Raw genomic sequence first — 15,008 nt, 5'->3', positions numbered from 1 at the left:
CGTAAGCCTCCTCTATATAGAAAAATACTAAGTTACCCATTTACTTATTAATAAAAGGAAAGATATACGTTTAAATAACATATACCCCACCTTACCTATTAATAATTAAAATTAAATTTACTTAGCTTTCTCAACATTCTTCTTTGTCATATCTACATTAGCCCAATAAAAATCTACGGTTGGGCCAGCTCCTCTAATAACAACTCCATTTAAATAATTTTTAAATGTGCTATGAAGTGTTCTATAATATTGAGGTGCAATAACCATATCGCTAATTAATATTTTTTCAGCATCATATAAATAACCCATTCTTTTTTTAGCATCTGATTCAGTTTTAGCATTATTAATTAATTTATCATAATTTGGGTTATTATATTTACCATGATTATTTCCATTTTTTGATTCAAATAAATCAAGATATGTCATTGGATCCATATAATCAGGTCCCCAACCACTAGCACAAATACCAAATGTTCCAGCTTTCAATCTAGTTAATTTATCACCCCATGCAACTGGCACAAGATTAATGTCAATTCCAATTTCTTTTAAATCTGATTGTAACTTTTCGCCTTGTTTCTTACCGATATCAGACTGATTTGTTAAAACATCTATAGTAGGTAATTTAGCTAGTTTTAACTCTGATAAACCTTGGGCTAAAGCCGCTTTAGCCTTATCCTTTTGATTATCTTCAAACAAAGTCTTGCCATTTTCTTCACGGAAGGATTTACTAAGACCTGGGAAATACTCCGGAACTACTGCAAGTGCAGCAATATCGCCTTGTGAAACATTTTCAACTAAACCCTTGCGGTCCATAGCTAAGGATATAGCCTTTCTAATATTAACATTAGAAGTTATTGGATTGTTAAATTGGTTAAATTCAAGATAGAATACAGTATAATCAGGCATATCAATTAAATCTTGGAGTTTGTATTGATCAAGTATTGCTTTATCTTGGAATGTCTTCAAATCATTAGCTTGAATAGCTGAACCATCTAAAGCACCTGTCTTTAAAAGATTTGTTCTTGTAGCAACATCAATAACAACTTTCAACTGAATTGTATCGATCTTTATATTACTCTTATTCCAGTAATTTGGATTTTTTTGTAAAGTAAAGCTATCTTTGTGTTTCCATTCTTTAACCATCCATGGTCCATTACTGTTTAACCCTGCAGCTTCAAGAGTGTAGTCACTCTTATGATCATTGTAAAATTTCTCGTTTACAGGACAATAAACAGAATTGGCAGTTAATCCCACAAAGTATGGGCATACTTTTGAAAGTTTAATTTCAATATTTCCATTATTCTCTTTGATTCCAACTTTTGACCATAAATCTTTTTTCTTTGTCTCAAATGCTGTTTTTAGATCTGCTGGCATTGCCTTTAAAGCATCGGTAACCTTAGCAGCCAAAGCTGATTTTTTATCTTTGTCTTTTTGCGCATCTCTGTTATCAACTAAAGCTTTAAACTTAGCATTTGATTCGCCGTAAAACCCCTCACTAGTAAGAGCAGCGTAATCTTGAGCTCCTACAATGTAATCACTAATCATAAATGCGTACTGACTATTTCCATCAAGCGCAAGCTTCCATCCAAAGAAGAAATCATTTGCAGTAACTGCTGTTCCATCAGACCATTTCGCATCTTTATTTAACTCAAAAGTATAAGTATTGGTTGAAGTATCTAAACTCCACTTTTTAGCAACTCCTGGTTCGTATTTACCTTCTTCTTTACCAAAACGAACTAAACTTTCAATAAACATATTTGCAATCTGAAAGTCAGGTGATCCGGTCATCTGTTGTGGGTCCAAGGTTTCTGGTTCATCTACAGTATAATAATTTAAAACTTGTGGTGCTTTGCTTTCTACAACTTTAGGTTTTTTTGAGCATCCAGAAAGTACATTTGTGGATACAAACAAAGCTAATAGCAAAGAAGCAACTAATTTTTTCTTTTTCATTACATACCCCCCCTTATCTAATCATTAAAAATTAAAGTACTGTTATATAATATGACCATTATTTTTTTTATATGTAAATATTTTGAATAAATATTAAGGAGATTTATATTATAATGTAACAAATTATTTAGAATTAAAAGGCATTCGAAAAATCAAGAGTAATAATTTTCATGTGATTAATATATACTTTTGTTGATCTTAAGGGATGTATTAATACATTAAAAATTCTAAATTGGGAAAGCTATAACTACAATACTTACGATACTGGAGCATTAATAAGTACTCAGTATTTGCAAGACATATAGGGAGGAATATTCATGGATTATTCAAAAGTAAAAGAAGTTAATGGAATAGAACACGTTGGAGATGTGCCAAGTGCAAAAAAAGGAATAATAGATTTTCTTTCTGGTGAAGACAGATATAAAGACTCCATACCACAAGATAGGCTTAACTCCTATAAAAAAGGTCGTGAAATAGCAGTAGAAATTGAGAATATTTTAAATGGAGATCAAAGGGCTTATTAGGATTAAATAAATTTATTGTTTTTTAGAAGAAGGTGTAGAATAATAATCCTGTGACCTTTTTAAAAATTTAAATAAGATTAGATTGGTGAAAAAATGATTTTTTATTTTTAAAAAAATATCATTAATCTTAACTTTTTTCTTATTACTAAATTGTTATGTTTCATAATGGCTAAAAACGCTGAGACTTTGTTTCGGCGTTTTTAGTTTGGACTAAAAATTTCTGTTATTCATGCTATAGTAAGTAATTTACTTAAAGTATATATATGATATAATGTATTTAAAAACAAGCTAGGAAGGGTGAGATATCATAAAAAGTTCACGAAAAGCATGGTATATGGTTTTATTATTGTCCATTCCAATATTTTTAGTATCTTGCAAAAGTAATACTAAATCCGTTGAAAAAGAGACCTATATGATGGGGACAATTGTTCAATTAAAGGTTTATGGTAAAAATTCAGAAAAAGTAGCAGAGCTAGCTTTAAAAAGAATTAGTGACATAGAAAGCAAAATGTCTGTTAATATTAAATCTTCTGAAATTACAAAATTAAATGCTAAGGCAGGGGTTTCAGGTGAAAAACTTAGTGTGGATACTTACTCTGTAATAGAAAAAGCTGTTAAGTATAGTAAATTAACAGATGGATCACTTGATGCAACAATAGAACCAATTGTAAAGCTGTGGGGCATAGGTACAGATAAGGCGAGAATTCCTTCCAAAAGTGAAATCGAGGAAAAGTTAAAGCTAGTCGACTATAAGGATATTATTCTAGATAGTAAGAATTCTACAGTACAGTTAAGGCGAAAAGGGCAAGCTATAGATTTGGGTGCTATAGCAAAAGGCTATACAGCTGATGAGATAAAGAAAGTTTTAATTGATAATAAGGTTAACAGTGCACTTATAAATTTAGGTGGTAATGTTTTTGCTGTAGGAAGTAAACCAGATGGAACCAGCTGGAATATAGGGATACAAAATCCATTGGATACACGGGGGCAATACTTAGGAACAATTAGTGTTACTGATAAATCTATGGTTACATCAGGAAACTATGAAAGATATTTTATTGTGGACGGCAAGCGTTACCATCACATATTTGACCCGAAAACTGGATACCCATCAGAGGCTGGTCTTATAAGTACGACCATAGTATCAGATAACTCAATAGATGGAGATGCACTATCTACTAGTACATATATATTGGGACTTTCAAAGGGAATTAAATTGATAGAGTCTATTAAAGGTGTGGAAGCTATTTTTGTTACATCAGATAAAAAAGTATATGTTACAGCAGGTCTTAAAGATAGTTTTAATTTAACGAATAAGGAGTTTACTTATGAAGAAAGGTGATAAAATAGTTGGTATAGTACTTTTATTTATTGTAGTAATAGCAGTAGGAGTAGTTTCAATATATAAAACTTCAATTAAGGGGTCGGAAAATATTGCAGTTATTAAACGTGAAGGCAAGGTTATTAAAACTATTGATTTGAGTAAGATAGTTAAGCCAGAAGATTTTACTTTTAAGACATCAAATGGCCATTTTAATACTATATCAGTTAAGCATAATAGTATTAGTATTAAAGATGCAGATTGCCCACATAAAGAGTGTGTTAAAAGTGGATGGATTTCAAAACCAGGTGAGATGATTGTATGTTTACCTTTTAAACTTATAATTAATATTAATGGACAAAGCAATAACAGTATTGATGCTGGGACATTCTAAAATGAAAAACATGCAGGTGATAATATGAAAAAGACTAAAAAAATGGTTTTACTTAGTATACTCGTGGCAATAGCCTTGGTTATTTATTTAATCGAGGCTCAAATTCCAGTGCTATTTCCGGGGATAAAATTAGGACTTGCTAATTCTATATCCTTAGTTGCATTAATTTTATTTGGATGGAAGGAAGCAATTTTAATAATGATTCTAAGAACTGTGCTAGGTTCCATTTTTGGAGGCGGGTTATCAGCGCTTTTATTCAGCATTGCTGGTGGATTACTTAGTAATATAGTAATGATATTACTATACAAGTATCTTAAGAATTACTTAAGCCTACCTACAATTAGTGTATGTGGTGCTATTTTTCATAATGTAGGGCAATTACTGGTAGCTGCCTTTATAATTAAAGATTTGAGAATATATTTGTATTTACCCGTATTACTAGTTTCAGCTATTATTACAGGGTATTTTATTGGAACTTTAGCTAGTGTATTGAAGAATAGATTAGAAAAAATATTAACACTAGATAAAAGATTGTAAAAAGGATAGGAAGTCTCCACCGTGACTTGCAAACGAGCTCGAAACTGGAAATTCAATTAAGAAATTCTAATCTTTTGCGAATATAAAATTCTCTGGCGCTCACATTCGCCGTCCTGGCTCAGGTTCGCTAGCCTTCCTTCCTGGAAGGCTCACGAGAATTTTATATTCGCAAAAGAAGAATTTCTAAATTGAATTTCAATAGTTTTTTCGCTTCTTATTGCAAGTCACTCCGGAGCAATACTCTATCTTATTATTAATTTTTATGACATCCTGGCAGGCTTACGAGGATTTTACATTCGCAAAGCAAGAATTTCTAAATAAAATTTCAATTGTTTCTACGTTTCATATTGCAAGTCACGCAGGAAAAACTTTCTATCCTATTTTTAATTGTTATGAGTGCTGTCAGGCTTACGAGAATTTTATATTCGCAAAAGAAGAATTTCTAAATTCAATTTCAATAGTTTAGTCGCTTCTTATTGCAAGTCACTAAGGTTAAATATCCTACCCTATTATTATACCGCGAGTGGAAACAAAAAGAGTACTAAGATTTTATAATCTTAGTACCTTTTTATTTTGCTATTTACTTAATGCATCACTCATGGTTTCATGAGCTTTTAGGGGCTTTGAGATAGCTTTTGTTGGACACTTAGTAGCACATAGGCCACATTGTGTACATTTTTCAAAGTCTATTGTAGCTAGGTTATTAACCATAGTAATTGCTTCAGATGGGCAAACTTTTACACACATGGTGCAAGCGATACATCCAACTCCGCAATTTTCTTTTACTGATTTACCTTTGGATTTTGAGTTGCATTCAACAAGTACTTCTTGAGTAGCTGGAACTAGCTCTATTAAGTTTTTAGGACATACTTTAATACAGGCGCCACAAGCTACACAATTATCCTTATATACTACAGCTACACCATCTATGATGTGAAGAGCACTGAATTCACAAGCCCTTACGCAACTTGCAAAACCTAAGCAACCATCTGAGCAAGCTTTAGGACCTTCACCAGGAGCAATAACTGCTTGGCGACAATCTCTTATTCCATCATACTCATATTTCTCTTTTGCAACAGTGCAAGTTCCTTTACATTTAACAAAGGCAACTTGAGGATTAGCAGTTTCAACACTTAAACCAAGTATTTCTCCTATTTTTTCGGCAACAGAAGCTCCACCTACTGAACATAAATTTAATGGTGTATCTCCCTCAACTACAGCTGCTGCATAAGCATCACAACCAGCAAATCCGCATGCACCGCAATTTGCACTAGGTAATGCTTCTCTAACTAGTGGTACTTTAGGATCAACTGGTACATGGAATTTTTTATTAGCATAGCCAAGTACTACTCCAAATACTAGTCCCATACCACCAATACTTATTATTGGGTAAATTAAATTGTTAACATCCATTTAAATACCCCCCAATTTTAAACCGCTAAAGCCTAAAAATGCAATAGCCATAAGTCCTGCTGTAACTAGTGAAATAGGAAGACCTCTAAAGCATAATGGCATATTGTCACTCTCTTCCATTCTTTCTCTTAAACCAGAAAGAAGTACAATAGCAAGCATATATCCAAGAGCAGCTCCAAGGGCATTAACCATAGATTCTATTAGGTTATATTTTTCACCTATATTTATAACTGCCATACCAAGAAGTGCGCAGTTAGTTGTTATTAATGGAAGATATATTCCAAGTGCTTTATAGAGACTTGGTTGAGTCTTCTTAATAACCATCTCAACAAATTGCACTAGTGCTGCAATAACTAGAACAAATGCTAATGTTGATAAATAGGTTATGTTTAGAGGAACTAAAATCCAGTTATAGACTCCATAGGTCATAAATGAAGCTATGAACATAACAAACACTACTGCCAGGCCCATACCCTTTGCAGTCTCAGTCTTTTTAGAAACTCCAAGGAAAGAACATACTCCAAGGAATTTAACTAATAAGAAGTTATTAATTAAAAATGCACTTATAAAAATTGAAAAAAGTTTCATTTCCATCCACCTTTCTTAATAAAGTTAAATAAAATTATTTTTTGCAACTATGAGCACAAGACCCGCACCCAGTACACTCACCTGTCTCTGGATTAATTTCATGAAAATGTGCAATTTTATTATTAACTTTGTTTGTTTCATTTATTGCCTTTTGATTTAATAGAGCCATTATAATTCCAAGGGTAATAAAAGCTCCAGGTGCTAAAATCATAATTATAGCAGGTTCAAAGGAAGTTCCAAACAATTTTAATCCGTATATTGAACCAGCCCCTAGTAATTCTCTTATGGCACCTACAATTACTAATGCTACTGTAAAACCAAGTCCCATTCCTATAGCATCAAAAACTGAAGGAAGTACTTTGTTTTTTGAAGCATAGGCTTCAGCACGTCCTAGAATTACACAGTTAACAACTATAAGTGGAATAAAAATTCCTAGTGACTTATATAGAGAAGGAACAAAACCTTGTAATAAAAACTGTATCAATGTAACGAAAGCAGCAATTATTGTAATATAAGCAGGTATACGAACCTTATCTGGAATTACTTTTCTTAGTACTGATATAAAAAGATTAGAACCGATTAACACTGCTGTAGATGCTAGTCCCATACCTATGGCATTTTCTACGCTGGTGGTAACAGCTAAGGTAGGGCAGGTAGCTAGCACTTGTACAAATAATGGATTTTCCGTTACTATACCATTTTTTAATCTTTCAGAAAATGTGCTCATTATTTTTTTTCTCCTTTCAATGAAGAGTTGTAAAAATTAACAGCATCGTTAACGCCAAGTGTTACGGCTTTCGATGTAATAGTGGCACCTGTAATAGCTTCTATTTGGGTATCCTTTGAAGGAACCGTTTTTACAACTTCTAATTTTTCTTTTGTAGGTTTATTTTTATATTGATCTGAAAATTTAGGTTGTGGAGCGTTAGCACCAAGACCAGGGGTTTCAGCGTGAGATAAAATTTTAATTCCAGTAACTTTTCCTTCAGTTGATATTCCAACCATGATCTCTACAGGGCCAGCATATCCTTTTGGTGCAACTTTTATAGCATATCCAGCTATTTCAGTACCTTTAAGTCCTGCATTAACCTCAGAAACTTTTTCATTACCTTCAATTTTTACATCTGCTTTTTCAAACTTATCAGCAGTGGGTAGTATTGCTTTCATAGCAGCTTGTTTATCAGCTTCAATGGAGGCAGCTATAGGTGCTTTAGTTATTTCATAGGCACCACCTAGTAAGAATCCTGCAACTCCTGTAATTAAAAGTAAAATTAGACCTAATTTTATATTCTCTTTCAATTATTTCACCTCCCCAAAAATACGTGGAGCAGTAAACTTATCTATGAATGGAACAAATAAGCTCATTATTAATATAGAATAGGATACTCCTTCAGCATAACCACCATATAAACGTATAATTGTGGTTAAAAGTCCACAACCAACTCCAAATATAAGTTGTCCTTTTTTTGTCATTGGTGAAGTTGTATAATCTGTTGCCATAAAGAAAGCACCAAGCATTAAGCCACCAGCACAAATCTCATATAATGCATCTGCATTCATGAAGCCACCTCTACCTAATATAAGGGTTAAAATAAATACTGAGCCAATATATGAAACTGGTGTATGCCAACTTATTACTTTTTTATATAGTAAGTAAGCTGCGCCAATTAGCAATGCAAGTACAGAGGTTTCACCAATACAACCACCTACATTACCAATAAAAATGTTCGTTAGACTAGGTAATTGACCTTCACCGCTTTTAAGTATTGCAAGCGCAGTAGCAGATGAAACACCATCAACAGTAAAATTAGTCATATGAACTGGCCAAGAAGCAAGTAAAAATGCTCTAGCAGCCAAAGCGGGATTCATTATATTTTGTCCAATTCCGCCGAAAAATTGTTTTACAATAATTATTGCGAAAAAACCTCCAATTGCAGGAAGCCAAAGTGGAACAGCAGCTGGCAAGTTAAAAGCTATTAATAAACCAGTTACAACAGCACTAAGGTCACCAATTGTAACTTTTCTGTGAGCAAGCTTTTGCCATAGTGCTTCTGCTGCAACACATGATAGCACAGATACCAATGTAACTAAAAATGCTTTCATTCCAAAAAAATATATTCCAGCAAAGGTAGCAGGTATTAATGCTATTATTACGTCTCTCATTATACCCTGCACAGAATCATTTGATTTTATGTGTGGGGATGAAGATACTGTATACATATAATTCACCTCTATCTATTTTTTTCTTCTATTAATATTTATTGTTCGTTTGCCTTCACGGCAAGTTTGAGTTAAATGACGTTTAGCGGGGCATACATAAGAGCAACAAGCACACTCAATACAATCCATTCCATGATATTCTTCAAAGACCTCATATTCTCCTCTTAAAACTAAAGAGTTAAGTTTTGTAGGGTTTAAAAACATAGGACAGACACTCATGCATTTTCCACATCTTATACAACTAGATTCTTGCTCTAATTTAGCTTGTTCTTTTGTTAAACAAAGAATCCCTGAGGTTCCTTTTATTACAGGGACATCTAAAGAGCTTAGGGTTGTTCCCATCATAGGTCCACCTGAAATTACTTTAACAGGATCCTCTTTGAATCCACCAGCAGCTTCGATAACTTCACTCATAGAAGTTCCAAATTTAACTCTTAAATTTAAAGGCTCTTTAATTGCTTCGCCAGTTACAGTTAAAACTCGTTCTATAAGGGGTTTGCCATTTACTACAGCGTTGAATATCTCAAATACTGTATCAACATTTTGAACTATGCAGGAAACATCAGCAGGAAGCTTTCCAGAAGATAGCTCTCTACCAGTAATTGCGTAAATCAATTGTTTTTCTGCGCCTTGAGGGTATTTTGTAAGCATGGAAGTAACTTCTACATTATTGATGTTTGCTGTGGCTTTTTTCATAGCCTCAATTGCATCAGGTTTATTAGTTTCTATTGCAATATATCCTTTTACACCTGGAAACATTTGAAGAATAATTTTTAATCCCTCAGCAATTTCATCTGTTTTTTCCAATAGCATTCTGTAATCACAAGTTAAATAAGGTTCGCATTCTGCAGCGTTTATTATAATGCTGTCGATGACTTTACCTTCCGGTGGATTAAGCTTAATATGTGTTGGAAAACCTGCTCCACCCATACCTACTATGCCGGCTTCTTTAATGATAGCCAATAGTTCATTTTTGGATAGCTTTTCATAATCACTGTGAGGAACCATAGTAAGTACTTCTTCGTAAATGTTATCGTTTTCTATAATAACTGAAGATACCATAGTTCCATTACTATGTAGTCTAGGGGTGACATCCAATACTGTCCCAGATATGCTTGAATATATTGGTGCAGACACAAAAGCTTTGGATTCACCTATTTTTTGTCCGACGCATACTCTATCACCTTTTTTTACTAGTGGATCGCAAGGCGCTCCTATATGTTGTTGCATAGGAAATACTAAATTGCCTTTTGGAAGCAAATCTTGAATTGCTTTGTGCATACTTAAGTCTTTTTTGTCGCCAGGGTGAATACCTTTTTTGAAAGTCAAAAGTCCCATAATAAACCTCCTTGTAGTTCGTTTTGGACCTAGCAATTATAAATTGTTATGCCCTTGTATTTATAGGGTAAATAACAGTAATAAATCGATAGTTACCTTATAATTATTATTATTATATAACAAAATTATATAAAATAATGCAAAAATGATATGGTTTTATTGTTAAAGTGTATTTAAAACGCACTTTAACATATATATTACACCATTTGTTAGTATAAAAGTATGCTTTTTAAGAAAAAAAATGAGGAAAATAAAGTTATATTATTCTGAAAATTCTAATTAATCTATATTAAATTGGGATTTTTTCAATATATTATAATGAACAACAGGAGATTAATATGGTATAATTAAAATAGAAAAAACTATATTTACGAGAGTAAACAATTAAAAAGGTAAGGTGAATATGGAGAAGAATAGTTTAAATAATCTAGAGATACACAGTGTGAATTTGGACATGGATGAAGATATCTTAAATAGTTTAAAAACAGAGATTTATAAAAGAAACAAATTCAAATATAATTCCAATGTTGTAGATATTCCAAATTATTTTTATAGATTTATAGGTATAAAAAACAGTGAGATTGATTACTATGATAATTTATATAAATTAGATAAAGAACTAAAAAGAATTGGAGCAGGTTACATTCGATTTAGTGAGGGGTTAGATAAAAACATTAGCATAAGACTTCAAAATGTATTGAATGATATTTGGTCAAAGGCAGGTCATGTGGAAAGTATAGATGTGTCTACAATTATAAATTTAATAAGTGATAATGGACTTTTTCCGGATTTACCTAATAAAGTTTTGCTAAGGCAAGTTAAAAACAATTTGAAGGGGCTAATAGAATATTATATTAAGAGCAACGACACCATGGACAATCAGGATATTAAACTTATTATAAATTATATGATTCATTGGATAAAAATTTATTCCAAAGAGCTATTTCAAAAATTTGAATATACGAGTATTAATCCTAAAGTGGTATTTTATGGAGAAATTTCAAAAACAGAGGTTTTTTATTTAATTTTACTATCAACTTTGGGCTGTGATGTTTTATATTTTAATCCTAAGGATTCTGGAACCTTCCAGGAAATTGATAAATACAATGCTTTTTCTAAGGAAATTGTTTATAATTATAAAGAGGAAATAAAACCTTTTCCTACTGGTACGGAAGATAGGATTAAGACAAGTGCTTACAATGCTAAGGAAGAGCTTAATAAAACACTGTTTACAGATGATTCAGGGTTTTACAGACCTTGGCAATTTGCAGATTATAATTTGCAGGTGGTAACCCTTAATACTACCTATGAAGAAATATATATATGGATGAAGGAAAAAGCATATATAAGGGAAGGATGGAAAGTTAAAGAATCAACTGTAGTCGTGCCTAATATGTTTTCAAAAGTATGTGGCACTCATGAGGATATTGATATTTATTGGAAAGAAATTAATGATGTACTAACTCAAGAACATACAAAGTTTTATAATGAATTACCTATAATGGATGTAGTTCATTTGGAATATGGGAAGTTTAATCTAATATATCCTAATAATGCTTTTTCAGAATTTAACATAGAGGAAATGATTAATTCATCTTGGTGGAAATATAAGGAGTTAAGATTTGGACTTCAAAAAAATATGGCTCAGAAAATTAAAGAACTATGCTTAAGTCCTGTAATAATAAATGTTGAACAGGAAGATTTAAGGGATTTGCAAGTGGACATTTTCTCAGTACTTATAAATCTAGATGGAGAAGTACTTGAATTATTGCAATCCTATGATTACCCAGAGGAAGTTCCTAAAATTATAGTTTATAATAATGAAGAAAATGGGAATCTATCTTTTGAAGACTGCATAATGCTTACCTTTATGAATTCTATGGGAGTAGATATAATCATATATAACCCATCAGGATACAATGACATAGAGAATTTTATTTATCAACATAAATACGATATTCACAGATTAGAAAATGTGAGCTTCAAATTGCCCTTTAAAAAATATGTGGAAAAGAAAAAAGGTTTTTTTGAAAAGTTTTTCCGTAGCTAATATTTAAAGCAGTTAGGAGTGGAAAGTTAATTTTGATTTTTATGCTAGGGCATAAAAATTTCAAAATAAATCAGGAAAATAGATAAGAGGAGTGAAAAACATGGAAAACAGTAATGGAGTACTTATAATCAAAGACGAGAACATTGAAAATGAGGATATACAGAAAAAGGCTATTAGCATAAATAATCAGCTTAAAGTCTCACCACAAGTGATGCAAATTGCATCAAATTTAAATATTAAAGATGCAAATGCCATATTAGAATTTGGAAATGAACCAGCGCAGCAAATATCAAAATTTGCAGATCAAATATTAAACTCTATTAAAACCAGTAGTGTTGAAGATTCAGGTGTTATGATAAAGGAACTTACAAGCATAATGAAAAAATTTGATAAACAAGATTTTGAAGAAAGTAAAACTAGTTTCCTTGGAAAGTTATTTAGTAAACCAGCTAAGGCCATAGATAAAATGATGGGTAAGTATAAAACTATTGGGGGAGAAATAGATAAAATTTATACCCAGCTTAGTGGATATAAGGTGGAAATAAATAACTCTAATTTAATGCTTGAAAACTTATATAATCAAAATTTTGAGTATTATGGAGAGCTAGAAAAATATATTGCTGCAGGAAATATGATTGTTGAAAAAAGTGAAAGTGGAGATCTTCCTAAACTTGAATCTTTAGCAAATAATGGAGAACAAATAAATATAATTAATTACGAAAATTTTAAAGCTACTCTTGAAATGTTAAAACAGAGAATTTATGATTTGGAAATGGCTAAAATGGTATCATTACAAACTGCACCTCAGATTAAAATGATTCAAAGAGGAAATTATAAATTGATATCTAAAGTGCATTCAGCGTTTATCATAACTATACCTGTATTTAAAAATGGAATAATTCAAGCCATTGCATTAAAAAAACAAAAGCTGGTAGCGGATTCACTAGCAGAGCTGGATAGAACTACTAATGAGTTATTAATGAAAAATGCAGAAAATATAAGAAGTCAAAGTGTGGATATAGCAAAACTCTCTGGGGGAACCAGCGTAAAAATTGAAACTTTAGAGAAAACTTGGAATACAATTATGCAAGGTATTGAAGAAACAAGGAGCATTGAAGATGAAAATAAGAGGTTAAGAGAAGCTGGAATAGTTAAACTACATGAGATGACAGAAAAACTAAAGCAGAAATCAATAAGATAATAGTTTTATGAATTATAATAAGTTAGAAAAACAAAATAAAGGATTTGGACCCATGAAAAGAAATAACAAGTCAAATAGTCTAACCTATTGACTTGTTATTTATTTAAATGTGTCTAATAGGTGATCATATGGATATATTTGAATTACAAGCTGAAAAAAATTTATTAAAAGATGCACCACTTTCGGAAAGATTAAAGCCAGGAAAATTAGAAGATTATGTAGGGCAAGAGCATATTTTAGGCAAGGGAAAACTTTTGCACCGGGCGATTATTGCTGACAAAATAACTTCATTAATACTTTATGGTCCACCAGGCACAGGCAAAACTAGCTTGGCTAAAGTTATTGCAAATACAACAAAATCTAATTTTGTTAGACTTAATGCAGTTACAGATGGTCTAAAAGAATTAAGAGAAGTGGTGGCTACGGCAAAGAATGATTTAGGAATGTACGATATTAAAACTATTTTATTTATAGATGAAATTCATAGATTTAATAAAGCTCAACAGGATGCATTATTACCCTATGTGGAGAAGGGTACAATAGTGTTAATTGGGGCAACCACAGAAAATCCATATTTTGAAGTTAATAATGCATTAATCTCTAGGTCTATGTTATTTAAACTAGAACCCCTGGAAGAAAAACATATTCAAAAAATTATTATGCGTGCACTAAAAGACAAAGAAGTAGGATTTGGAAATGCTAATATTTGTATGGATAGTGTTGCTGTGGATTATCTTGCAAATATGGCAAATGGAGATGCTAGGCGCGCACTTAATGCCTTGGAATTATCAATACTCACTACCGATAGAGATGAGCAAGGCATAATAAACATAACAATAGAAGTCGCTCAGGAATGCCTCCAAAAAAAACATATAAAATATGATAAAAATAGAGATGAACATTACGATGTGGTTTCTGCCTTTATTAAAAGCATGAGAGGCTCTGATCCTGATGCTACAATTCATTATCTTTCTAGAATGATATATGCTGGAGAAGATCCTAAATTTATCGCTAGGAGAATTGTAATAGCAGCAGCGGAAGACGTTGGAAATGCAGACCCTATTGCTCTACTTGTAGCGAATAATGCAGCACAGGCGGTTCAGTTTGTAGGGATGCCAGAAGCAAGGATTATTTTATCACAAGCTGCAATATATATAGCCTGTGCTCCTAAAAGCAATGCATCTTATATGGCAATTAATAAAGCACTTAAAGATATAGAAGAAAAAAACATAGGCGGTGTACCACCTTACTTAAGGGATCAAAGTTATAGTGGCGCAAAGAAATTAGGGCATGGGGTAGGATATTTATACCCTCACGATTATGAAGGAAACTATGTGAAGCAGCAATATTTGCCTGATGAACTAATTGGTACAGTATATTATGAAGCTCTTGATAATGGATATGAAAAGAAAATTAAAGAGCGACTTAAGATATTAAAAAATAAAGAGAAATAAGGCATTTAAAAAAAGTAG

General features: G+C 32.1%; 14 protein-coding genes. 7 read left to right on the top strand and 7 right to left on the bottom strand.

The window, feature by feature from the left end; genetic code table 11:
• Window positions 1-117 precede the first annotated feature (117 nt).
• Complete coding sequence (locus tag Ctaglu_RS13880) at window positions 118-1,950, bottom strand: peptide ABC transporter substrate-binding protein (RefSeq protein WP_125002672.1); 1,833 nt, start codon at window positions 1,948-1,950, stop codon at window positions 118-120.
• A gap of 317 nt (window positions 1,951-2,267) precedes the next feature.
• Between Ctaglu_RS13880 and Ctaglu_RS13875 the strand changes: the two genes are divergently transcribed.
• The 4 genes from Ctaglu_RS13875 (at window position 2,268) to Ctaglu_RS13860 (ending at window position 4,726) form a co-directional block, all read left to right on the top strand.
• A complete protein-coding gene (locus Ctaglu_RS13875) occupies window positions 2,268-2,474 on the top strand; it encodes a hypothetical protein (RefSeq protein ID WP_125002670.1) in 207 nt (68 codons plus the stop codon).
• A gap of 334 nt (window positions 2,475-2,808) precedes the next feature.
• Window positions 2,809-3,816, top strand: coding sequence for an FAD:protein FMN transferase (locus Ctaglu_RS13870; RefSeq protein WP_125002668.1), 1,008 nt, complete (start codon window positions 2,809-2,811; stop codon window positions 3,814-3,816).
• Window positions 3,803-4,189: a NusG domain II-containing protein gene (locus Ctaglu_RS13865; RefSeq protein ID WP_125002665.1), complete on the top strand. Its 387-nt coding sequence runs from the start codon at window positions 3,803-3,805 to the stop codon at window positions 4,187-4,189. Before Ctaglu_RS13870 ends, Ctaglu_RS13865 begins: the two co-directional genes overlap by 14 nt.
• Before the next feature lie 24 nt (window positions 4,190-4,213).
• Window positions 4,214-4,726 carry a Gx transporter family protein gene (locus tag Ctaglu_RS13860; protein ID WP_125002663.1) on the top strand — a complete coding sequence of 171 codons (513 nt, stop codon included), beginning with the start codon at window positions 4,214-4,216 and terminating at the stop codon, window positions 4,724-4,726.
• A gap of 576 nt (window positions 4,727-5,302) precedes the next feature.
• Here Ctaglu_RS13860 and Ctaglu_RS13855 read toward each other — a convergent pair.
• From Ctaglu_RS13855 to rsxC, 6 genes are read right to left on the bottom strand one after another with little or no spacing between them, the layout of a single operon-like run.
• A complete protein-coding gene (locus tag Ctaglu_RS13855; protein WP_125002661.1) occupies window positions 5,303-6,139 on the bottom strand; it encodes an RnfABCDGE type electron transport complex subunit B in 837 nt (278 codons plus the stop codon).
• The gene (gene rsxA / locus Ctaglu_RS13850) at window positions 6,140-6,727 is read right to left on the bottom strand and encodes an electron transport complex subunit RsxA (RefSeq protein ID WP_125002659.1); all 588 of its coding nucleotides are present in this window, start codon (window positions 6,725-6,727) and stop codon (window positions 6,140-6,142) included.
• A 34-nt stretch (window positions 6,728-6,761) separates the two neighbouring features.
• Window positions 6,762-7,454, bottom strand: coding sequence for an RnfABCDGE type electron transport complex subunit E (locus Ctaglu_RS13845; protein ID WP_125002657.1), 693 nt, complete (start codon window positions 7,452-7,454; stop codon window positions 6,762-6,764).
• Window positions 7,454-8,026, bottom strand: coding sequence for an RnfABCDGE type electron transport complex subunit G (locus Ctaglu_RS13840; protein ID WP_125002655.1), 573 nt, complete (start codon window positions 8,024-8,026; stop codon window positions 7,454-7,456). The genes Ctaglu_RS13845 and Ctaglu_RS13840 overlap by 1 nt, the downstream gene beginning before the upstream one ends.
• Entirely contained in the window at window positions 8,027-8,947 is a 921-nt protein-coding gene (locus Ctaglu_RS13835; RefSeq protein ID WP_125002653.1) for an RnfABCDGE type electron transport complex subunit D, read from the bottom strand.
• A 15-nt stretch (window positions 8,948-8,962) separates the two neighbouring features.
• Window positions 8,963-10,285, bottom strand: coding sequence for an electron transport complex subunit RsxC (gene rsxC / locus Ctaglu_RS13830; RefSeq protein WP_125002651.1), 1,323 nt, complete (start codon window positions 10,283-10,285; stop codon window positions 8,963-8,965).
• Between the two features lie 403 nt (window positions 10,286-10,688).
• Here rsxC and Ctaglu_RS13825 point away from each other — a divergent pair, with 403 nt between their 5' ends.
• The 3 genes from Ctaglu_RS13825 to Ctaglu_RS13815 all read left to right on the top strand — a co-directional run bounded on the left by Ctaglu_RS13825 (window position 10,689) and on the right by Ctaglu_RS13815 (window position 14,990).
• Window positions 10,689-12,335 (top strand): YceG family protein, encoded by a 1,647-nt coding sequence (locus tag Ctaglu_RS13825; RefSeq protein WP_125002649.1) that lies wholly within the window; start codon window positions 10,689-10,691, stop codon window positions 12,333-12,335.
• 100 nt (window positions 12,336-12,435) lie between these two features.
• On the top strand, window positions 12,436-13,536 hold the full coding sequence (locus Ctaglu_RS13820) for a toxic anion resistance protein (protein ID WP_125002647.1): 1,101 nt from the start codon (window positions 12,436-12,438) through the stop codon (window positions 13,534-13,536).
• A gap of 128 nt (window positions 13,537-13,664) precedes the next feature.
• On the top strand, window positions 13,665-14,990 hold the full coding sequence (locus tag Ctaglu_RS13815) for a replication-associated recombination protein A (RefSeq protein ID WP_125002645.1): 1,326 nt from the start codon (window positions 13,665-13,667) through the stop codon (window positions 14,988-14,990).
• Window positions 14,991-15,008 lie beyond the last annotated feature (18 nt).

The organism is Clostridium tagluense (genome assembly GCF_003865095.1).
In the GTDB taxonomy this organism is placed as follows: Bacteria; Bacillota; Clostridia; order Clostridiales; family Clostridiaceae; genus Clostridium_AD; species Clostridium_AD tagluense.
The sequence above is the reverse complement of the archived record's forward strand: the minus strand, read 5'-3'. Positions and strand labels throughout refer to the sequence as shown.